The sequence below is a fragment of the Dyella sedimenti genome (assembly GCF_022760995.1).
Taxonomy (GTDB): Bacteria; Pseudomonadota; Gammaproteobacteria; order Xanthomonadales; family Rhodanobacteraceae; genus Dyella; species Dyella sedimenti.
Genome location: NZ_JAKWJO010000004.1, coordinates 207,776 through 226,931 on the forward strand (window position 1 = coordinate 207,776; position 19,156 = coordinate 226,931).

General features: G+C 69.3%; 21 protein-coding genes. 6 read left to right on the top strand and 15 right to left on the bottom strand.

Annotation, left to right across the window (positions count from 1 at the left end; translation table 11 throughout):
• The first annotated feature begins 102 nt into the window (after positions 1 to 102).
• Both MJ605_RS11110 and MJ605_RS11115 read left to right on the top strand, forming a co-directional pair.
• Positions 103 to 1,941, top strand: a complete 1,839-nt coding sequence (locus tag MJ605_RS11110; protein ID WP_243041582.1) for a DEAD/DEAH box helicase — start codon at positions 103 to 105, stop codon at positions 1,939 to 1,941.
• Positions 1,942 to 2,074: 133 nt separating this feature from the next.
• Positions 2,075 to 2,869, top strand: a complete 795-nt coding sequence (locus MJ605_RS11115) for a DODA-type extradiol aromatic ring-opening family dioxygenase (protein ID WP_243041583.1) — start codon at positions 2,075 to 2,077, stop codon at positions 2,867 to 2,869.
• 58 nt (positions 2,870 to 2,927) lie between these two features.
• Here the strand turns inward: MJ605_RS11115 and MJ605_RS11120 are convergent, their stop codons facing one another.
• A complete protein-coding gene (locus MJ605_RS11120) occupies positions 2,928 to 3,287 on the bottom strand; it encodes a YkgJ family cysteine cluster protein (RefSeq protein WP_243041584.1) in 360 nt (119 codons plus the stop codon).
• 103 nt (positions 3,288 to 3,390) lie between these two features.
• Positions 3,391 to 4,254, bottom strand: a complete 864-nt coding sequence (ypfJ, locus tag MJ605_RS11125; protein WP_243041585.1) for a KPN_02809 family neutral zinc metallopeptidase — start codon at positions 4,252 to 4,254, stop codon at positions 3,391 to 3,393.
• A 98-nt stretch (positions 4,255 to 4,352) separates the two neighbouring features.
• Between ypfJ and MJ605_RS11130 the strand changes: the two genes are divergently transcribed.
• Positions 4,353 to 4,748, top strand: a complete 396-nt coding sequence (locus MJ605_RS11130; protein ID WP_243041586.1) for an MAPEG family protein — start codon at positions 4,353 to 4,355, stop codon at positions 4,746 to 4,748.
• Between the two features lie 84 nt (positions 4,749 to 4,832).
• Here MJ605_RS11130 and MJ605_RS11135 read toward each other — a convergent pair whose 3' ends face one another.
• A complete protein-coding gene (locus tag MJ605_RS11135) occupies positions 4,833 to 6,389 on the bottom strand; it encodes a TerC family protein (RefSeq protein ID WP_243041587.1) in 1,557 nt (518 codons plus the stop codon).
• A 226-nt stretch (positions 6,390 to 6,615) separates the two neighbouring features.
• On the opposite strand from MJ605_RS11135, the gene MJ605_RS11140 reads away from it, so the two are divergent.
• The gene (locus MJ605_RS11140; protein WP_243041588.1) at positions 6,616 to 7,404 is read left to right on the top strand and encodes a CPBP family intramembrane glutamic endopeptidase; all 789 of its coding nucleotides are present in this window, start codon (positions 6,616 to 6,618) and stop codon (positions 7,402 to 7,404) included.
• 99 nt (positions 7,405 to 7,503) lie between these two features.
• Here the strand turns inward: MJ605_RS11140 and MJ605_RS11145 are convergent, their stop codons facing one another.
• The 10 genes from MJ605_RS11145 to MJ605_RS11190 form a co-directional block, all read right to left on the bottom strand.
• The gene (locus MJ605_RS11145; protein ID WP_243041589.1) at positions 7,504 to 8,073 is read right to left on the bottom strand and encodes a Maf family protein; all 570 of its coding nucleotides are present in this window, start codon (positions 8,071 to 8,073) and stop codon (positions 7,504 to 7,506) included.
• 31 nt (positions 8,074 to 8,104) lie between these two features.
• Positions 8,105 to 9,616 carry a succinyl-CoA:acetate CoA-transferase ScpC gene (scpC, locus tag MJ605_RS11150; RefSeq protein ID WP_345779529.1) on the bottom strand — a complete coding sequence of 504 codons (1,512 nt, stop codon included), beginning with the start codon at positions 9,614 to 9,616 and terminating at the stop codon, positions 8,105 to 8,107.
• Between the two features lie 95 nt (positions 9,617 to 9,711).
• Positions 9,712 to 10,161 carry a GNAT family N-acetyltransferase gene (locus MJ605_RS11155; RefSeq protein ID WP_243041712.1) on the bottom strand — a complete coding sequence of 150 codons (450 nt, stop codon included), beginning with the start codon at positions 10,159 to 10,161 and terminating at the stop codon, positions 9,712 to 9,714.
• A 170-nt stretch (positions 10,162 to 10,331) separates the two neighbouring features.
• A complete protein-coding gene (rlmH, locus tag MJ605_RS11160) occupies positions 10,332 to 10,802 on the bottom strand; it encodes a 23S rRNA (pseudouridine(1915)-N(3))-methyltransferase RlmH (protein ID WP_243041590.1) in 471 nt (156 codons plus the stop codon).
• Positions 10,803 to 10,884: 82 nt separating this feature from the next.
• Positions 10,885 to 11,277: a ribosome silencing factor gene (gene rsfS, locus MJ605_RS11165; protein WP_243041591.1), complete on the bottom strand. Its 393-nt coding sequence runs from the start codon at positions 11,275 to 11,277 to the stop codon at positions 10,885 to 10,887.
• Positions 11,278 to 11,349: 72 nt separating this feature from the next.
• Positions 11,350 to 12,417: an NAD(P)H-dependent flavin oxidoreductase gene (locus MJ605_RS11170; RefSeq protein ID WP_243041592.1), complete on the bottom strand. Its 1,068-nt coding sequence runs from the start codon at positions 12,415 to 12,417 to the stop codon at positions 11,350 to 11,352.
• Positions 12,418 to 12,510: 93 nt separating this feature from the next.
• Positions 12,511 to 12,789, bottom strand: coding sequence for a hypothetical protein (locus MJ605_RS11175; protein WP_243041593.1), 279 nt, complete (start codon positions 12,787 to 12,789; stop codon positions 12,511 to 12,513).
• A gap of 370 nt (positions 12,790 to 13,159) precedes the next feature.
• Entirely contained in the window at positions 13,160 to 13,441 is a 282-nt protein-coding gene (locus MJ605_RS11180; protein ID WP_243041594.1) for a pentapeptide MXKDX repeat protein, read from the bottom strand.
• A 69-nt stretch (positions 13,442 to 13,510) separates the two neighbouring features.
• Complete coding sequence (locus MJ605_RS11185; RefSeq protein WP_243041595.1) at positions 13,511 to 14,170, bottom strand: NrsF family protein; 660 nt, start codon at positions 14,168 to 14,170, stop codon at positions 13,511 to 13,513.
• A gap of 5 nt (positions 14,171 to 14,175) precedes the next feature.
• Positions 14,176 to 14,700, bottom strand: coding sequence for a sigma-70 family RNA polymerase sigma factor (locus MJ605_RS11190; protein WP_243041713.1), 525 nt, complete (start codon positions 14,698 to 14,700; stop codon positions 14,176 to 14,178).
• Between the two features lie 272 nt (positions 14,701 to 14,972).
• On the opposite strand from MJ605_RS11190, the gene MJ605_RS11195 reads away from it, so the two are divergent.
• Both MJ605_RS11195 and msrB read left to right on the top strand, forming a co-directional pair.
• Complete coding sequence (locus tag MJ605_RS11195) at positions 14,973 to 16,697, top strand: cytochrome c biogenesis protein DipZ (RefSeq protein WP_243041596.1); 1,725 nt, start codon at positions 14,973 to 14,975, stop codon at positions 16,695 to 16,697.
• 29 nt (positions 16,698 to 16,726) lie between these two features.
• Positions 16,727 to 17,347, top strand: coding sequence for a peptide-methionine (R)-S-oxide reductase MsrB (gene msrB, locus MJ605_RS11200; RefSeq protein WP_243041597.1), 621 nt, complete (start codon positions 16,727 to 16,729; stop codon positions 17,345 to 17,347).
• Positions 17,348 to 17,452: 105 nt separating this feature from the next.
• Here the strand turns inward: msrB and nadD are convergent, their stop codons facing one another.
• Positions 17,453 to 18,088, bottom strand: coding sequence for a nicotinate-nucleotide adenylyltransferase (gene nadD, locus MJ605_RS11205; RefSeq protein ID WP_243041714.1), 636 nt, complete (start codon positions 18,086 to 18,088; stop codon positions 17,453 to 17,455).
• A 55-nt stretch (positions 18,089 to 18,143) separates the two neighbouring features.
• Entirely contained in the window at positions 18,144 to 19,154 is a 1,011-nt protein-coding gene (holA, locus tag MJ605_RS11210; RefSeq protein WP_243041598.1) for a DNA polymerase III subunit delta, read from the bottom strand.
• Between the last annotated feature and the right edge of the window lie 2 nt (positions 19,155 to 19,156).

Consider the following 19,156-nt stretch of genomic DNA (forward strand, 5'->3'; position numbering starts at 1 on the left):
CGACTCAAGGGTGTCACAAAAGGGCGGGCCGGCACGGGCCGGCCTGCTACAATAAGCCATTCTCCCGCATGCCGCCGTGCATGCCATGTCGAGGTTCCCCCCATGTCCTCCCCGTCTTCCGATTCCCAGCCGGCAGCCGTCGGCTTCGCTGCGCTCGGCCTCCATCCGGAGCTGCTGCGCGCGCTGGCCGACGTCGGCTACGAGTCGCCCTCGCCGATCCAGGCCGCCACCATCCCGCCGCTGCTGGAAGGCCGCGACGTGCTCGGCCAGGCCCAGACCGGCACCGGCAAGACCGCCGCGTTCGCCCTGCCGATCCTCTCGCGCATCGACCTCAAGCCCGGCAAGCCGCAGGCGCTGGTGCTCGCGCCCACGCGCGAACTGGCCATCCAGGTGGCCGAAGCGTTCCAGCGCTATGCCGCGCACCTGCCTGGCCTGCAGGTACTGCCGATCTACGGCGGCCAGAGCTACGGCCCGCAGCTGCACTCGCTCAAGCGCGGCGTGCAGATCGTGGTGGGCACGCCCGGCCGCGTGATCGACCACCTGGAACGCGGCACGCTGGATCTTTCCGAACTGCGCTTCCTGGTGCTCGACGAAGCCGACGAGATGCTGCGCATGGGCTTCATCGACGACGTGGAGAAGGTGCTGGAAGCCACCCCGCCGACCCGCCAGGTCGCGCTGTTCTCCGCCACCATGCCGCCGCCGATCCGCAAGATCGCGCAGCAGCACCTGAAGGAGCCGGTGGAGGTGACCATCAAGTCCTCCACCACCACCGCCGCCAACATCCGCCAGCGCTACTGGTTCGTCAGCGGCATGCACAAGCTCGACGCGATGACGCGCATCCTGGAGGCCGAGCCGTTCGACGCGATGATTATCTTCGCGCGCACCAAGCAGGCCACCGAAGAACTGGCCGAGAAACTGCAGGCGCGCGGCCTGGCCGCCGCCGCGATCAACGGCGACATCGCCCAGCCGCAGCGCGAGCGCGTGATCCAGCAGCTCAAGGACGGCAAGCTGGACATCCTGGTGGCCACCGACGTGGCGGCGCGCGGCCTGGACGTGGAACGCATCAGCCACGTGATGAACTACGACATCCCCTACGACACGGAAAGCTACGTGCACCGCATCGGCCGCACCGGCCGCGCGGGCCGCAGCGGCGAGGCGATCCTGTTCGTCACCCCGCGCGAGAAGGGCATGCTGCGCGCCATCGAGCGCGCCACCCGCCAGCCCATCGAGGAGATGAAGCTGCCGACGGTGGAGGCGGTCAACGACCAGCGCATCGCCAAGTTCAAGCAGCGCATCACCGACACGCTGGCGCTGGGCGAGCTGGACCTGTTCCAGCAGCTGATCGAGCAGTACGAGCAGGAATACAACATCCCCGCCATCGAGATCGCCGCCGCGCTGGCGCGCATCGCCCAGGGCAACCAGCCGCTGCTGCTGGCGCCGCCGCCCAAGCGCGAACACGCGCCGCGCGAGCACGGCGAACACCACGGCGAACGCGAGCGCCGCCCGCGCGACCGCGACGACGCCCCGCGCGAATACGTGGCGCGCCCGGTGCGCCCGCACCATACCGAGGAAGGCAAGCGCACCTATCGCATCGAAGTCGGCCACGAGCACGGCGTCAAGCCCGGCAACATCATCGGCGCCATCGCCAACGAGGCGGGCCTGGACAGCCAGTTCATCGGCCGCCTGAGCATCCGCGGCGAATACAGCCTGGTCGACCTGCCCGACGGCATGCCGCCGGAGGTATTCCAGCACCTACAGAAAGTGTGGGTGAGCCAGCAGCAACTGCGCATCAAGGAATGGGACGGCAATGACACCGGCGCGGGCGAAGCAGCGCCGAAGCGCCCGGGCAGCGGTTTTCGGCCGGGTGGCTTCAAGAAGCCGCACGGCAAGGGGAAGCCGCATGCGCATGGCGGGGGCAAGCCGCCGCGTCGCGGCAAGTAACTGGCGATGAGGCGGCCGCGAGCAACCGCCATGCCCCTTCATCGTTCCCCTCCCACAACGCACCGTTCACCCCACCCCTCCTGCAAATACGCCCCCAGCCCCTACCCTAGGGCATTGCCCGAGGTGTCCCGCCATGCCCCCTCTTCCCAGCCTATTCATCTCCCACGGCTCCCCCATGACCGCCATCCAGCCACGCCGTGTCGGCGAGCGGTTGGCGGAATTGGCGCAAGCGCTGCCTAGGCCGCGTGCCATCGTGGTGGCCACGGCGCACTGGCTGACGCGGCAGCCGCAGGTGGGCGGGGCGGCACGGCCGGAGACCATCCATGATTTCTATGGTTTTCCGCAGGCGCTGTTCGATATCGAATACCCGGCGAAGGGCGAGCCTGCGCTTGCCGCCCGCGTCACCGAACTGCTCGACAAGGCCGGCCTGCCGACCACGCTCGACCCCACCCATGGGCTGGACCACGGCGCCTGGGTGCCGCTGCGCCTGCTCTATCCGCGGGCCGACATCCCGGTGGTGCCGATGTCGATCCAGCCGCAGCTCGGCCCCGCGCACCAGTACGCGGTCGGGCAGGCGCTGGCGCCGCTGCGCGAGGAAGGCGTGCTGGTGATCGGCTCAGGCAGCATCACCCACAACCTGCACGACTTCCGCGAGGGCTACGGCGAGGAGCACGAGGCCCCCTATGTGCGCCCGTTCATCGAGTGGATCGAGCGCAAGCTGGCCGAGGGCGACGTGCCCGCCCTGCTCGACTACCGGCGCCAGGCGCCCTTCGCCGAGCGGGCGCACCCCACCGACGAGCACCTGCTGCCGCTGTTCGTGGCGATGGGCGCGGGCGGCGAGGGTACACAGGCCACCCGTATCGATGCCGGCATCGAGCACGGCCTGCTGGCCATGGATATCTATCGCTTCGACGATCCCGCCGCCTGAGAGCCTGTTCACGATCCCAACGCGGGCCACGCGGAGATCGTGAGCAGGCTCCGAGGTACTAGCCGGCGATCGGCACAAGCCAGTCGTCCGGCGCCAGCGGAGCCAGGCCATGGGCCAGGCGCGCCTTGTCGCATTGGACGCTCGGACGTCCATATTCCCAGGCCGGCTCCACTTCGCGGCACACCGAGGGCCGGTGCTCGTAGATGCCGCAGTGGGCCGCCTCGCCCACCACGCCGCGCAAGGCGATGCAGCGGGGCTTGGAGGCCTGCGTGCCGCGCATGACGAGACGATGCGGGTCGAGCGTCTCGGCCAGTTCCGGCGGCACCACGCCGCCCAGGGCGGCATCCGCCTCGGACCAGTGGAAGGCGACGCGGAAGAAAGCGCAGCAAGCGCCACAACGCAGGCAAGGATGCGGCATGCGGATCGGACAAGGCGCACCCCAAGGCGCGCGGCGGCGGCATTCTAGACTGCCGTGCATGCTTCGTGCAGGGGCCCGCCGTGCCGGCTTCCGCCAGGAACGTTCAGGGTTCCCCGGCAAACGTATTGCAGCTGCCGATGTCGCCACTGTCGAAGCCGGCGCGGAACCACTTCACGCGCTGCGCCGAGGTGCCGTGGGTGAAGGAATCGGGCACCACCCGGCCCTGGGCTTGCCGCTGCAGGGTATCGTCGCCGATCCGGCTGGCGGCGTTGAGCGCCGACTCGACGTCGCCCTGCTGCAGCCATTGCAGGCGCTGCTGAGTCCGGTTGGCCCAGACGCCGGCGAAGCAGTCGGCCTGCAGTTCCTGGCGCACGGACAGGCCATCGGCGCCTTCCATGCGCGCGCCGCGGCGGCGCGCCTGCTCCACCTGGTCGAAGATGCCCAGCAGGTTCTGCACGTGATGGCCCACCTCGTGCGCGATCACGTAGGCGCGGGCGAAATCGCCGGCGGCGTGGAAGCGGTTTTCCAGCTCCTGGAAGAACGCCACGTCCAGGTAGACCTTCTGGTCGCCGGGGCAATAGAACGGCCCGACCGCCGTCGAGGCGGAACCACAGGCGGTATTCACGCCGCCACTGAACAGGTCCAGCTTGGGATCGACGTACTGCTGCCCGTGCGCGGTGAAGATGTCGCCCCAGGTCTTCTCGGTGGAACCGAGCACCGCGCTCACGAAATCCTTGGTCTGCGGATCGACCTGCGTCTGTGGACCGCTGGGCACGGCGACTTGGCCGCCGCTGCCGCTGTCCGCCTGGCCCAGCAGGGCGGTGGGATCCTTGAAGAACACCAGGCCCAGGATGGCCAGGATCACGATGCCGCCCAGCCCCAGGCCCCGCCCACCACCGAAACGGGGACCGCCGCCCCCGCTGTCGACCTCGACGTTCTGACTGCGCTCGCCTTTCTGCCAATCCATAAGACGGCCCTCGCTCGCACGGTATCGACGGTCACGTGACGATACCCCCTGGCGTCTCCTACCGCTACATTGCGCCATTCCCGTCGCGAGAACCCGTCATGACCCAGCACCTGCCCGCCCTCGTCGTCCTGCTCACCGTCCTGCTGCAGTTCGGCACGATCTGGGTCGTTGGCCATGCGCGGGGGAAATACGGTATCAAGGCGCCGGCCGTCAGCGGCCACCCGGCGTTCGAGCGCGCCTTCCGCGTGCAGATGAATACACTGGAGGCCACCGTGCTGTTCCTGCCCACGCTATGGCTGGCGGTGCAATACGGCTATCCGCTGTGGAGCGGCGTGGCCGGCCTGGTCTGGGTGCTGGGGCGCGCGTGGTACGCCTGGGCCTACCTGAAGGACCCGGCCAGGCGCGGGCCGGGTTACCTGGTGTCCTCCGCCGGATGGGCGGCGGCCTTGCTGCTCGGCGTGGTCGGGTTGGTGCGGGCCTTGTTGGTGGCTTGAGGCAAAGGCCAGTCGCGCACAGGGTGCGCTCCCACAAAAGTGCCGCTGCCTTGTGGGAGCGCACCCTGTGCGCGACTGGCCTCCTCAACCCACCGGCGTCACCTTCAGGCGTTCGATGCGCGCTCCGTCCATCGCCACCACCTCGAAGCGAAGATCCTCGCTGGTGAAGCTGTCGCCCACATTGGGCAAGCGCCCCAACTGTTGCAGCACGTAGCCGGCCAGCGTGGAGAAACTGTCGTCGCCGCTCAGCCTGAGACCCAGCAGCTGTTCCACCCGGCGCAGGTCCAGGCTGGCATCGAGCAGCCAGCTGCCGTCGGTCTCCTGCACGGCGGCGGGATCGCCGCTGTCCTCGTCGGGAAATTCGCCGGCGATCACTTCCAGCACGTCGGTGGGCGTGACCAGGCCGAGCACGCTGCCGTACTCATCCACCACCAGCGCCACCTGCAGCGGCGAGCGACGGAATGCCTCGATCAGGCGCAGCACGCTGAGCGATTCGAGCACGGTGAGCGGCTTGCGCACCACCTGCTCCACCTCGATGCGCCCGTGCTCCAGCAGGCTGGCCAGCAGGTCGCGCGAGGAGGCCACGCCTACCAGTTGGTCGAGGTCGTCGCCGGCCACCGGCAGCCACGCATGGCTGGAGGCCGCGATCTCCCCCCGCAGCGCTTCGGCGTTTTCACGCGGATCGATCCAGCGGATCTCCGGGCGCGGCGTCATGATGGATCGCACCGGGCGGTGCGCCAGGTCGAGCACACCCTGCACCATCGCCAGTTCGTCCTTGCCGAACACCGCCACGCTGCCCTCGGACACGGCGGCGGCCGTGCTCGACGCGGCATCCTCGTCCTCGCCACCGGCGCCGCCAAGCAGGTTGAGCACCGCCATCGCGGTGCGGTCGCGCAGCGTGCGCGCGCTGCCCAGCCGGCTGCGCTGGCGATTGCGCCGCATGGTCTGGTTGAACGCCTCGATCATGATCGAGAAGCCGATGGCCGCGTACAGGTAGCCCTTCGGGATATGGAAGCCGAAGCCTTCGGCCACCAGGCTGAAACCGATCATCAGCAGGAACGACAGGCACAGGATCACCACCGTCGGCCGCGCGTTGACGAAGCTCGTCAATGGCTTGCTGGCGCTTATCATCAGGATCATCGCCAGCACCACCGCGATCATCATCACCGACAGGTGATCGACCATGCCGACCGCGGTAATCACCGAATCGAGCGAGAACACCGCGTCCAGCGCCACGATCTGCGCCACCACCAGCCAGAAGCGCGCCGGCGTGCGCTTGGCGGCATCGTGGTGGTCGCCCGCCTCCAGTCGCTCGTGCAATTCCACCGTGGCCTTGAACAGCAGGAAGGCGCCGCCCAGCAGCAGGATGATGTCGCGCCAGGAAAGCGAGACCATGCCCCATTCGACGATGGGCGTGGTGAGCTTGACCATCCACGACATCGCCGCCAGCAGGGCCAGGCGCATGACCAAGGCCAGCGACAGGCCGAGCACGCGGGCCCGGTCGCGCTCCCGCACCGGCAGCTTGTCGGCGAGGATGGCGATGAACACCAGGTTGTCGATGCCGAGCACGATCTCCAGCACCACCAGGGTGAGGAGTCCCGCCCAGGCCGTCGGGTCGGCCAGCCAGTCGAATGCGAACATGGGTCGGCGCGTGGCGCGCCACTTTCCTCCTTGGAACGTCCATCCACTATACAGGGCGGGCGGGCAGCGACGGTGACAGCCGCGCGACGGCCCCTGCCAAAGGGCAGGATTGCGCCGCCGCGCGGGCAAGGGCTAGCGTGTCGGCGTCCGGCGACGAGCGCGTTGCGTCCTGGCGGTGATCCATAGGCGCGCGCCCAGGCAGGAACCACCGATGGATGCGAGCCGCATGCCCCCTTCCCCCGCATCGCCATCCTTGCCTGCGCCGGGCGTGTGGCACGCCTTCGGGCTGATCGCCCTCTACTTCGCGCTGCAATTGGCGATCGGCGGCCTGGTCAGCCTGGTGGCGGGTCTGCTCGCCGTGCTGCGCCATGGCGGCGCCATCACCGATGTTGTCCATGTGGGACGTGCCTGGCTGGTGGACCCGGCATCCAGCGCGATCGCGGTGATGGTCACCCTCCTGCTCGCCGCCGCCTGCACCGTACGGCTGGTGCGGCACCGCTGGCCCGTCCTATGGTCGGTGGGCCGCCTGCCGGGGCTGGGTTTCACGCCGCCGCCGCAGGCGCTGATGTACGTGGTCGCGGCGGCGCTGGGCGTCCTGATGCCGCTGGTCGGCGGCATGCTCACGCAGTGGCTGGCGCAGGGCCACGAGGTCAGCCAGGACATCAAGCAACTGGGCGCCCATATCCCGCTGCCGCTGCGCGTGCCGCTGGCCCTGCTGGTGGTGACGCTCGGCCCGCTGGTGGAGGAGTTGCTGTTCCGCGGCGTGCTGCTGTCGGCCATCGCCCGCCACGCAGGCAACGCCTGGGCGGTGGTGCTGACCGCCGCACTGTTCGCCTGCGTGCACCTGCCGGACCTGTCCTTCCTCTGGTACGCCCTGCCCAACCTGGCCCTGCTCGGCCTGGTGCTGGGCTGGCTGCGCGTGCAGTCCGGCTCGATCTGGCCGGCGGTGCTGGCGCACGGCATGAACAACCTGCTGGCGGTGGTGTCCTGGTTCGTGATGGCGCCGGGGAAGTAGCCACCCACGCCTTCTGTGGGAGCGCACTCTGTGCGCGACAAGCCATCGAAGCAATGCGGCGGCGACGCGATCGCGCACAGGGTGCGCTCCCACAGGTGATCAGGCGTGGATCAGCCCGTGCGCGCGCAACAGGCGCGCCGTCTCGAACACCGGCAACCCCATCACGCCCGAATGGCTGCCGTCCAGGTGCTCGATGAGCGTGGCGCCATGACCCTGGATGGCATAGGCGCCGGCCTTGCCGAACGGCTCGCCGGTGGTGATGTAGGCGGCGATGGTGGCGTCGTCCAGCTCGGGCATGCGCACGCGCGACAGGCTGGTATCGCTCCATTCGCCCTTGCGGTTCACCAGCCACACGGTGGAGATCACCTCGTGCACGCGGCCGGACAGCCGGCGCAGCATGCCCGCCGCATCGGCCGCGTCCGCGGGCTTGCCGAATACCTCGTCGTCCAGCACCACCTCGGTATCGGCCCCGAGCACGGCCACCCGCGGGTCGTCCAGGACTGCCAGGCCGGCCCGCGCCTTTTCGCGCGCGACGCGGCTGACGTATGCGCGTGGCGACTCGGCCAGTGCGCGCTGCTCGGGCACGTCCACGTCCACCACGCGGAAGGCCACGCCGATCTGTTCGAGCAACTGGCGGCGGCGTGGCGACTGGGAGGCGAGATACAGCATGGCGGGATGCACCGGCGGCGTCGAAGGGTGCCTACGGTCGCATATCACCGGTTTCGAGGAAACGCTGGTGCCAGGACAACGCCTCGGTCAGCAGGTGCGGCGTATGTTTGCCGCGGCTGTCGCGCAGCGCGCGATCGAAGTAGTCCTGCAGCATCGGGCGGTAGCTGGGGTGCGCGCAGCGCTCGATCACCACCTTGGCGCGCTGGCGCGGCGACAGCCCGCGCAGGTCGGCCAGGCCCTGCTCGGTCACCACCACCGCCACGTCGTGCTCGGTGTGGTCCACGTGGCTGACCATCGGCACGATGCACGACACCGCGCCGTTCTTGGCCGTGCTCGGCGTGAGGAAACACGACAGGAAGCCGTTGCGCGCGAAGTCGCCCGAGCCGCCGATGCCGTTGATGATGCTGGTACCGGCGACGTGGGTGGAATTGATGTTGCCGTAGATGTCCGCCTCGACCATGCCGTTCATGGCGATGCAGCCGAGGCGGCGCACCAGTTCCGGATGGTTGGAGATCTCCTGCGTGCGCAGGATGATGCGCTTGCGGAAGAAATCGATGTTGTCGAGGAAGCGCTCGATGCCCGCTGGGCTCAGCGAGAACGAGGTGGCCGAGGCCACCGTCAGTACCTCGTTGGCGAGCAGGTCGAGCATGCCGTCCTGGATCACCTCGGTATAAGCGGTGAGCCCACTGAAGCCACCGTCGCGCAGGCCGGCCAGCACGGCATTGGCGATATTGCCCACGCCCGATTGCAGTGGCAGCAATTGTGAATTGAGCCGTCCCTTGGCGATCTCGTGCCGGAAAAATTCGATAAGGTTGCCGGCGATGGCGCGCGAGCAGTCGTCGAGCGGTGCAAACGCACTGTTGCGGTCGGGCGCGTTGGTTTCCACCACCGCGACGACCTTGGCGGGATCGAGCCGCAGGTAGGGCTCGCCGATGCGGTCGTCGGGCTTGAGCAGCGGGATCGGCTTGCGGTGCGGCGGCAGCGCGGTGCCGTAGTAGACGTCGTGCATGCCGTCCATTTCGAGCGGCTGCCAGTGGTTGACCTCGACGATCACCTTGTCGGCCAGGTCCAGCCAGGTCTTGTTGTTGCCCACCGAGGACGAAGGCAGCAGGCTGCCGTCGGGCATGATCGCGGTGGCCTCGACGATGGCCAGGTCGAGCTTGCCGAAGAAGCCGAACCACGCGTACTGCGCGACATGGCTCAGGTGGATATCCAGGTAGTCCATCTCGCCGCGGTTGATGCGCGCGCGCAGCTCCGGGTCGGACTGGTACGGCAGGCGCAGGTCGATGCCGTCGGCGCGGGCCAGCGCGCCGTCCAGCTCGGGCGCGGTGGAGGCGCCGGTGAGCACGCGCACGCGGAACGGTTCGCCGCGCTCGTGCGAGGCCATCATCCGCGCGGCCAGTGCCTGCGGCACCGCCTTGGGATAGCCCGCGCCGGTAAAGCCACTCATGCCGATCGTCATGCCGGGGTCGATCAGCTCGGCGGCGTGTGCCGCCGTCATCACCTTGCTGGCCAGTCCCGCGTGGCGGATGCGCTTGTCCACGGTCGTTCACTCCTTACGTTGCAATCCACCGATCGTAACCCGTGGGTACGTCAATCTACTGGCAACCTAGACGATGGTCTGGTGTAGGCATTGCCCTAAAAAGCCAGGGTGTATTCGCGAAATTCGGTGTCACGTTTCCACCCGAGGGATGCATAGAGCCGCTGTGCCGGTTCATTGGCATGCGCCGTGCTCAGTGACATGCCCACGGCGCCCAGCGCCCGCGCAAGATCGGCCGCCTCGCGCATCAATGCCGCACCTACCCCACTTCGACGCGCGCCAGGTGCGACAAAAAGATCATTGAGCAGGTAGAAACGTGCCGCCCGCACCGAGGAAAACAGGGGATAGAGCTGCACGAAACCCACGCCCTCGCCATCCCCGTCCAGCGCCAGCAGCAGCACCGACTCGTGGTGCTGGAGACGTTCGCGCAGGAATCGCCGCGCCAGCGCCGGATCGGCGGGCTGCCCGTAGAACTGCCGGTAGCCGTCGAACAGCGGCGCGAGCTGGTCGAGATCGTGGATGGTGGCCTGGCGCACCGTGATGGACATGCCCCGTTCTCCCTCGGCGACGGACGCCGCGAGTATGCGGCATGCCGTCCATCTTCCCTTTAGGAGCGCGCTCTGCGCGCGAATACCGGGTGCAGCGGCAATGCCCCAGCTCACGGTCACGCACAGGGTGTGCTCCTACAGGGGATTGGATTGGCAAGGCAGAAGGGGCTTCAGGCGCGGTGGTAGGGATGGCCTGAGAGCAGGGTGGTGGCGCGGTACAACTGTTCGGCCAGCACCAGCCGCACCAGCATGTGCGGCAACGTCAACGGTCCCAGCGACCAGCTCTGGTCGGCGCGCGCCAGCACCTCCGGCGCGTGGCCGTCGGGACCGCCGACCAGGAACGCCAGGTCGCGCCCGGCCATGCGCCACTTGGCCAGTTGCGCGGCCAGTTCCTCGCTGGACCATGGCTTGCCGCGACCATCGAGCGCGACCACGTGGGTGTCGCGCGGCAGGGCGGCCAGGATCGCTGCGCCCTCGTCCTGGATCGCGCGCGCATCGTCGCGGCCCTTGCCGCGCGCGCCCGGCTTCAGCTCGACCAGCTCCAGCGGCAGCTCGTGCGACAGCCGCTTGCGGTATTCGGCGAAGCCTTCCGCCACCCAGGCGGGCATGCGTTCGCCCACGGCGATCAGGCGCGCGCGCATGCATCGCACCGCGAATCGGAAACGGCAGGCACGTCCACGCGCGCCGGGACGCGCGTGGCGACAGGCACCGAAGCGGGGGGCATCAGCCCACGCTGGCGACTTCGGCGTCGACGGCGTGGTCGCCCACGGTCCACAGCCGTTCCAGGCCGTAGAACTCGCGGATGCGCGGCAGCATGACGTGGACGATCACGTCGCCCAGGTCCACCAGCACCCATTCCGCTTCCTGCTCGCCTTCCACGCCGAGCGGCATCACGCCCGCCTGCTTGGCGAACTTGACCACTTCGTCGGCGATGGATTTGACGTGGCGCGCGGAAGTGCCGGAAGCGATGACCAGCAGGTCGGCGATGGAGGTCTTGCCGCGGACATCGATTTCACGGATGTCCTTGGCCTTCAGTTCGTCCAGCGCATGAAGGACTTGCTGGCGAACGACCGCCGTGGTGGCGGATTTGGTGCTGCGCGGGGAGGTCTGACTCAAGTGCGGTTGCCTCGGTGGATCGATGCGCGGGATGGCGCGCCGCCAGTATAACGCCCAGGCCTCAAACCCACGTCAAGCAAGGGTTTGCCTGGCCTTCGCGTATTCATCCAGCAAGGTGGCCGCAAGCTCCGCCGCAGGCATCGGCCGGACCAGGCCGGCCGCCTGCCCGCACCATTCCGACATCAGGTCGCCCCGCCCGGCCGCCGCCGCGGCCCGGCGCAGCGGCGCGGTCAGCGCATTCATCACCGGATAGGCCGGCAGGCGCGGCTCGGCCGCCGCCATCGCCTCCACATAGGTGTTGCGCAGGCCCCGCGCGGCGCGGCCGGAGAAACTGCGGATGGTGGCGACGTCCACGTCTTGGGCTCGCGTGAGATCGTCCTTCCAGGCCTGCGCCGCCGCCGATTCGGGACACGCCAGGAACGCGGTGCCGAGCTGGCTCGCGTCGGCGCCGAGCACCTCGGCGGCCAGCATGCCGGCACCGTCCATGATGCCGCCGCCGGCGATCAGCGGCACGTCCACCGCGCGCGCGGCCTGCCGCAACAGGGCGAACAGGCCGATCATGGCCTGCTCCGGCGCATGCAGGAAACTGCCGCGATGGCCGCCGGCCTCGGCGCCCTGCAGGCTCACCGCATCGGCGCCGAGGTCGGCCCAGGCGCGTACCTCGGCCAGCGTGGTGGCGCTGCCGATCACCGCGATGCCGCGCCGCTTCAATTCGGCCACCTGCGCGGGCGCGAGCAGGTTGAAGGTGAAACTCGCCGCGGCGGGCCGCGCCTCGCACAGCGCGGCGAACTGGTCGCTGAAACGCGGCGCCCAGCGCTCGGGAAGGCTGGTGCGCACCGCCAGTCCTTCGCGCTCCATCAGGGCATCCAGCGTGGCGCGGGCGAAGTCGATCGCCGGCTCGTCCTCGGCGAACGTATCGGGCAATACGAACAGATTCAGCGCGAACGGCCGGTCGGTGAGCGCGCGGATCCTCGCCGCATCGTCGAGGATCGCCTGCGGCGCCAGGTAACCCACCCCATGCGAGCCCAGGCCGCCGGCGCCGCATACCGCCGCGACCAGCGCGGGCGTGGAGGCGCCGGACATGGGCGCCAGCACCAGCGGCTGGGATACGCCCAGGCGCCCGAGGAATCGCGAGGACATGGCATCGGCTCCGCAACAACGCACCGTTGCGCATTAGACCATGCCCCGGGGCCAAGGCTCTCCCGCAGGAGAGCCTTGGCGATCATGCAAGGCTCAGTGGCCGCTGCTCGAGGCGGCGGCCGGCTCGGTCTTCTTGCTGCCGTGCTTGCCCTTGTGGTGCATGGCGCCCTTGGCGGCATCGCTGCTCGTCGCATCGCTGCCGGACTTCATGGCGTCGGAGCTCGACTTCATCGCATCCGACTTCATCGCGTCCTTGCTGGTGTCCTGGGCCGACTGCGTCGGGCTCGTGCTCTGCGCCATGACCGGCGACATGGCCAGGCCGAAGACGGTGGCAGTAGCGAAGGCGAGTACGGCGTAACGGGAAGCTTTCATGGGTGCATGTCTCCTGAAGCGGTGGGGGAAACCGTGCGGCGTCGCCGCACTTCCATGGAACGGCCATGAACGCCCTTCCCGGACGGTCACGACGATCCGGCGCCGGCCTTTCGGTCGGCGCCGGCCATGCCGCATCGGTGATCCTGCCGATGCGAACGGCCCGATGCCTGGGTCCGGAATCCACGTCGCCGGGCATGACGCCCGTGCCCCCTGCCGGGGCAAGCCTATACCCTCGCGTAGCGAGGGTATGTGGCAGCGCGCGGCGGCCGTTCAGCACCGATATCGACAAGACGCAGCCGTCCGCATGCCCTTGCTGCGGTGCTCACCGGAAAGGCGCGTGACGCACCGTGGCCGTCAACGCGCCGCCATCTCAGGGATGGCCGGATTTCATCGCGTCGTCGCTGTCCTTCTTCATCATGTCGTCATGCTGCATCGCGGCATCCTTCTTCATGCCGTCCTGCTTCTTCATGGCGTCATGCTTCATGGCATCGTGCTTCATGCCGTCCTTCTTCATCATCGCGTCGCCGCTCTTCATCGCATCCTGCTTCATGGCGCCGGCGGCCTCGGGCGGCGTCGCATCCTGGGCGAAGGCGGCGGATACGGATGCGCACATCAGCGAGGCGGCCAGCGCCAGCGAAGTCATGGTCTTCATGGGAATCTCCTGAAAGAAAGGTAGGCGGCCGATGCCGCAGAACTTCCTTCGTCCGCCGTGGCGCGATGGTTACTTCAGCGCCGACTGCAGCAGGCGGCCGCCCATGGCGGCATTGGCCAGCACCACGATGGCGACCGCCGCCGCATGGGTCAGCAGGTCGGTGGCGGCCACGGCGAACGCATGGCAGATCTCCAGCAGGGCCGCGGACGCCGCCGCGCTGGCCAGGCCGATCATCAGCGCGGTCAGCACCGGGCGCAGCGGACAGGCCCGCCGCAGCAGCCAGACCAGCAGTGCCGACAGCGGCACGGAGAACCCGATGATGAACACCAGGCAATCGGCGGACTGGTGCACGCCGGCCACCTGCGTGCCCGGCAACACCCAGTCGCGCAGGCAGCCGAGCCCGCTGGCCCCCACCCATAGCAGCAACCCGGGCAGCGGCAGCCATGCCCAGCGCGCGGAACGTCCAGGCACACCCAGCGAAAAGGCCACCCAGGCGGCGCAGGCGGCGGTGATGACCGCGCCAGCGCCGGCCAGCGCGATGTCCGGTTCGGCGATCCAGCGGCGGACCATGTGATCGGCGCCGTAGTGCCACAGCAGGACCGCCGCGAACACCGCCACCGCCAGCAGCCAGCCGGCCGTGCGCAGCCACGGCGGCGGCAGGCGCCGCACCGGGGTGAGCTCGGCGCCCAGCGACTGGATCAGTGACTCGGTGAGTCGCGGCTCGGCCATGGTGCTCAGGATTCTCCGTGGAAACGCGCACGCAGCGCCTTGATGGCGCGGTGCAGGTTGACCTTCAACGCACCGGTCTGCCGCCCCGTATGCGCCGCCGCCTCCGCCAGCGAGCGTTCCTTCAAACCCAATTGCTCCACCGCCTCGCGCTGTCCCGGCGGCAGCGCGGCGATGGCCTTGCGTAGGTGCCGTGCCTCCTGCTCGCGCTCGGTGGCGGCGGTGGCGTCGTGCGCGTCCGGATACGCGTCATAGGCATGGTCGTCATGCAGCTCGTGCCGCCCCCGTCGCCCCTGACTGCGCAATGCATCGATCGCCCGCCGCGCCGCGAGCGCGGCCAGCCACGCATCGTAGGAACGCGCCGGGTCGTAGGTATGGCGTACCCGGTGCACGGTAAGTAGGGTCTCCTGCACCACGTCGTCGAGCTGGTCGACGGCCACGCCCTGCCGCCGCGCCGCCATGCGGATCAAGGGCACCGAATCGGCCAGCACGCGCTCGTAGGCGATGCGGTCGCCCGCCTGGGCCGCCGCCATCCAGGCCGCACGACGCCGCTCCGGCGAATCGCTGGCTTGGGCGTCGGCGTCAGTCACGGCGGGATCGGTCCTTGCCCAGGCGGGAAAGGCGCTATCTAGAACCATCGTGCCAGCAGTGGTCAAGTTCGGTCGCATCAAGTGGCAGGGCATCAACCGCGTTCCCGGTCTCCCTGGTATTCGGACGGAACGGGCCGTACGTTACTTCCCGGGAACAGGTAACCGCCGCCGCCCCGCCACCGAATAAGCCTGGGAATCCCAACGGACGCTGCGCCATGCTCGTGCTGATCCTTGCCTATCTCGGCGGTGTGCTGACCATTCTTAGCCCCTGCATCCTGCCGGTGCTGCCCTTCGTATTCGCCCGTGCCGACCGGCCCTTCGCGCGCAACGGCCTGCCCATGCTGCTGGGCATGGCGCTCACCTTCGCCCTGGTGGCGACGCTGGCGGCGGTGGGTGGCGGCTGGGCCATCCGCGCCAACCAGTACGGCCGCATCGTGGCCATGGTGGTGCTAGCGGTGCTGGGCCTGACCCTGTTGTCCAGCCACCTGGCCGAATGGATCAGCCGCCCGTTCGTGGCGCTGGGCAACCGGCTCACGCAGCGCAGCGACACGGAAGGCGAGTCGGCGTGGTCCGCCGCCGGCCTGGGCGTCGCCACCGGCCTGCTGTGGGCGCCGTGCGCGGGCCCCATCCTCGGCCTGCTGTTGACCGGCGCGGCCTTGAACGGCGCCAGCGTGCAGACCACCTTGCTGCTGCTCACCTATGCCGCGGGCGCCGCCACTTCGCTGGCGCTGGCGCTCGTGATCGGCGGGCGCGTGTTCGCGCTGATGAAGCGCTCGCTGGGCGCGGGCGAATGGATCCGCCGCGCGCTGGGCGTGCTGGTGCTCGCCGGTGTGGCGGCCATCGCGCTGGGTCTGGATACCGGACTGCTGACCCGCGTCTCGCTGGCCAGTACCGGCGGCATCGAGCAGAAGCTGATCGACGCCACGCGGCCGGCGCCTTCGCCGGCGCCGGCACCGGCGAAGGCCGGCGAGCCGCTGCCGGTGGAAGGCCAGTTGCCTTCGCTGGCGGGCGCCACGCAATGGCTCAACACCCCACCGCTGAGCGCGCAGTCGTTGCGCGGCAAGGTGGTGCTGGTCGACTTCTGGACCTACTCCTGCATCAACTGCATCCGCTCGCTGCCCTACGTGCGCGGCTGGGCCGACAAGTACAAGGACCACGGCCTGGTGGTGATCGGCGTGCACGCGCCGGAGTTCGCCTTCGAGAAGGAGCCGCAGAACGTCGTCAAGGCGGTGAAGGACCTGGGCGTGGATTATCCCGTCGCGCTCGACAACGACTATGCGATCTGGAAGGGCTTCGACAATGAGTACTGGCCGGCGCATTACTTCATCGACGCGCAGGGCCGCATCCGCCACCACCATTTCGGCGAAGGCGACTACGCGCAGAGCGAGGACGTGATCCGCCAGCTGCTCACCGAGGCGGGCCAGAAGGATCTGCCCGGCGGCTACGTGCAGCCCGGCGCGCGCGGCGCCGAGGCCGCCAGTTCGAACGACATGACACGCTCGCCGGAAACCTACGTGGGCTACGCCCGCGCGGAGAACTTCGCCGGCGGCCCCGTCGCACACGACGACGCGTGGAGCTATCGCGCGCCAGCCACGCTGATGGCCAACCAGTGGGCACTGGACGGCCACTGGACCGTGGGCGAGGAATACGCGCAGCTCGACCGTGCGAACGGCCGCATCGTCTACCGCTTCCGCGGGCGCGACCTGCACCTGGTACTGGGTCCGGGCAGCGACGGCAAGCCGGTGCGCTTCCGCGTCACCATCGACGGCAAGACGCCCGGCGCCGACCACGGCATGGACATCGACGCCGACGGCAACGGCACCGTGACCTCGCAGCGCCTGTACCAGCTGGTGCGCCAGGCCAACGGCACCGGCGAGCGCACCTTCGAGATCACTTTCCTCGACCCGGGCGTCGAAGCCTACGCCTTCACCTTCGGCTGATCCGCGCGCAAGGCGCGATGGAGGTTGCCATGTCCCGTACCCAGGACATCGTGAAACTGGAGCGGCGCCGCTTCCTGCGCGCCGCGCTCGCCGGCGGTGCGGCCGCCGCCGTGGGCTGGATGGCCCTGCCCGGCCTGCTGGGCCGCGCCGGTGCCGGCGGCGTCGCCATGGCCGCCACGCCACCGGCACCGGGCGCCGAGGTGCTGCTGGTGTGCTTCGGCGACGACGGGCATCGCCTGGGCACCTGCCATGTGCGCAAGCTGGTGCTGAACGACGCGCAATGGCACGAACGGCTGACCGACGACGCTTACTTCGTGATGCGCCGCGAAGGTACCGAACGCGCCTTCAGTGGGGCGCACGAGAAGCCGCCGGTGCCGGGCCTGTACCGCTGCCCTGCCTGCGATACCGCGCTGTTCGATGCAGCCACACAATTCGACTCCGGCACTGGCTGGCCCAGCTTCTGGCGCCCCATCGCCAAGGAGAACGTGATCGAGAAACGCGACACCAGCTTCGGCTGGGAACGCACGGCGGTAAGCTGCGCCGGTTGCGACAGCCACCTCGGCCACGTGTTCGACGACGGCCCGCCGCCCACCGGCCTGCGCTACTGCATGAACTCGGTGGCGCTGCGCTTCGTGCCACGCACCTCGTAGGCAGCGGTCACCTCGCCTGTGGGAGCGCACCCTGTGCGCGACAAGCCTACGCAGTAGCAGGCTCGCGTCGCGCACAGGGTGCGCTCCCACAAGCTAAGGTGGGTGTCAGGCGCTACGGTAAGGCGCCAGCACCGAGGGATCGTCGAACAATCCGCACGGCAGCAGGTAACGCGGGTCGCGCCCTGCCGCCAGCAGCTCGCGGATGCGGGTGGCGGAAATCTCCAGCGGCGTGACCGCCAGCTCGATCACCTTGCCGGCCGGCGACAGCCGCAGCGCAGCGGCATCCTCCACGCGACGGGCAGCGGTCTCGGCACGCAGCCCAGCGGACGGCAGCGCTTCCACGCCCGGACGGCTCAACACGCCGATATGCGCCACCTCGAACAGTTCGCGCCAGCGATGCCAGGCCGGCAAGCCGGCATAGGCGTCGGCGCCGATCAGCAGTACCAGTGGACGATCGCCCTGCTCGGCACGCAGCTCGGCCAGCGTGTCGATGGTGTAGGACGGCCCGCCGCGTTCCAGTTCGCGCGTATCGAGGCTGAGCCGCGACTGCTTCTGCAGGGCGGCGCGCAGCATCGCCACGCGCTGTCGCGCGTTGGCGATCGGCGCCGGCCGGTGCGGCGGCACGCTGGCCGGCATCAGGCGCACTTCGGCATCCAGCAGCTCGGCCGCTTCCCAGGCCACGCTGAGATGGCCCAGGTGCACGGGATCGAAGGTGCCGCCGAAAATGGCGAGGGGGCGCATCATGGCGAACAGCTTCCTTTCCCCTGCGGGGAGAGGGAGGGATGCGAACGGCGGTTCATGACAACGCCTGTGCCGCCCGCGGCTCGGCGATGGCGGCGACCAGGCGTTCGGCTTCCAGCCACGGATCGCCCTGCTCGCGTCCCTTGGCCATGCGATCGATGCGCGCGGCGCGCGCCAGGCATTGCAGCCAGTGCTCGCGTGGCGCGCGGCGCAGCGCCTTGCGGAACAGTTGCTCGCGCGCCGGCCATAGCCGTTCGGCGCGGGCCTGGGCGGCGAAGTCGCGCGCATTGGCCAGGCGCAAGGCGAGCTGCAGCTGGTTGACCAGCCAGCCCATCAGGGCGATCAATTCATCGCCCTCGGCATGCAGGCCATGCAGGATGCGCAAGGCGCGCCCGCCCTCGCCCCCGAAGGCCGCGTCGGTAAGCTTGAAGGCGTCGTAGCGCGCGCTGTCCGCCACCAGGTTTTCCATTTCCTGGGCATCGATGCGGCCTTCGCCGCGCAGCACCACCAGCTTGTCGATCTCCTGCGCGGCGGCAAGCAGGTTGCCTTCCACGCGCTCGGCCAGCAGCGCGGCGGCGTCCGGCGTCGCCGACAGCCCGCGCGAGGCCAGCCGCGCGCCGATCCATGCGGCCCATTCGTTGGGGCGCGGGGCAGTGAATACCACCACGGCGCCGGCCACGTCGAGGTTGCGGGTCCAGGCACCCTCGTGCTTGCTGCTCCACTCGGTGGCGGTAATCAGCAAGGTGACGTCCGGCGGCGGGTTGGCGCAGAACTCGTTGATGGCCTTGGCGCCCTCGGTGCCGGGCCGCCCGGTCGGTAGGCGCAGGTCCAGCAGGCGGCGGGTGGCGAACAGCGACATGCCGGCGGCCGAACGCGCCAGGTCGTCCCAGTCGAAATGGTTGCCGACGTCGAGCACCTCGCGCTCGGCATAGCCGAGGCGGCGCGCCTGGGCGCGCAGCGCATCGGCGGCTTCCAATACCAGCAGTTCCTCGCCGGCCAGCAGATAGGCCGGCCGCAGGTGGTCCGCCGCCAGCGACTTCTGCCATTGGACGGCATTGAGCGGCATGG

What these genes read in the sequence shown, in the direction of transcription:
- MJ605_RS11170 (WP_243041592.1), bottom strand. Translation starts at nt 12,417, where the DNA reads ATGTCCTCGCGATTCCTCGGGCGCCTGGGCGTATCCCAGCCGCTGGTG.
- holA (WP_243041598.1), bottom strand. Translation starts at nt 19,154, where the DNA reads ATGCCGCTCAATGCCGTCCAATGGCAGAAGTCGCTGGCGGCGGACCAC.
- MJ605_RS11115 (WP_243041583.1), top strand. Translation starts at nt 2,075, where the DNA reads ATGCCCCCTCTTCCCAGCCTATTCATCTCCCACGGCTCCCCCATGACC.
- MJ605_RS11180 (WP_243041594.1), bottom strand. Translation starts at nt 13,441, where the DNA reads ATGAAGACCATGACTTCGCTGGCGCTGGCCGCCTCGCTGATGTGCGCA.
- MJ605_RS11140 (WP_243041588.1), top strand. Translation starts at nt 6,616, where the DNA reads ATGCCCCCTTCCCCCGCATCGCCATCCTTGCCTGCGCCGGGCGTGTGG.
- ypfJ (WP_243041585.1), bottom strand. Translation starts at nt 4,254, where the DNA reads ATGGATTGGCAGAAAGGCGAGCGCAGTCAGAACGTCGAGGTCGACAGC.
- MJ605_RS11175 (WP_243041593.1), bottom strand. Translation starts at nt 12,789, where the DNA reads ATGAAAGCTTCCCGTTACGCCGTACTCGCCTTCGCTACTGCCACCGTC.
- MJ605_RS11135 (WP_243041587.1), bottom strand. Translation starts at nt 6,389, where the DNA reads ATGTTCGCATTCGACTGGCTGGCCGACCCGACGGCCTGGGCGGGACTC.
- MJ605_RS11155 (WP_243041712.1), bottom strand. Translation starts at nt 10,161, where the DNA reads ATGTCCATCACGGTGCGCCAGGCCACCATCCACGATCTCGACCAGCTC.
- MJ605_RS11195 (WP_243041596.1), top strand. Translation starts at nt 14,973, where the DNA reads ATGCTCGTGCTGATCCTTGCCTATCTCGGCGGTGTGCTGACCATTCTT.
- msrB (WP_243041597.1), top strand. Translation starts at nt 16,727, where the DNA reads ATGTCCCGTACCCAGGACATCGTGAAACTGGAGCGGCGCCGCTTCCTG.
- nadD (WP_243041714.1), bottom strand. Translation starts at nt 18,088, where the DNA reads ATGCGCCCCCTCGCCATTTTCGGCGGCACCTTCGATCCCGTGCACCTG.
- MJ605_RS11130 (WP_243041586.1), top strand. Translation starts at nt 4,353, where the DNA reads ATGACCCAGCACCTGCCCGCCCTCGTCGTCCTGCTCACCGTCCTGCTG.
- MJ605_RS11190 (WP_243041713.1), bottom strand. Translation starts at nt 14,700, where the DNA reads ATGGCGGCGGCCCAGGCGGGCGACCGCATCGCCTACGAGCGCGTGCTG.
- MJ605_RS11145 (WP_243041589.1), bottom strand. Translation starts at nt 8,073, where the DNA reads ATGCTGTATCTCGCCTCCCAGTCGCCACGCCGCCGCCAGTTGCTCGAA.
- rlmH (WP_243041590.1), bottom strand. Translation starts at nt 10,802, where the DNA reads ATGCGCGCGCGCCTGATCGCCGTGGGCGAACGCATGCCCGCCTGGGTG.
- MJ605_RS11110 (WP_243041582.1), top strand. Translation starts at nt 103, where the DNA reads ATGTCCTCCCCGTCTTCCGATTCCCAGCCGGCAGCCGTCGGCTTCGCT.
- MJ605_RS11185 (WP_243041595.1), bottom strand. Translation starts at nt 14,170, where the DNA reads ATGGCCGAGCCGCGACTCACCGAGTCACTGATCCAGTCGCTGGGCGCC.
- MJ605_RS11120 (WP_243041584.1), bottom strand. Translation starts at nt 3,287, where the DNA reads ATGCCGCATCCTTGCCTGCGTTGTGGCGCTTGCTGCGCTTTCTTCCGC.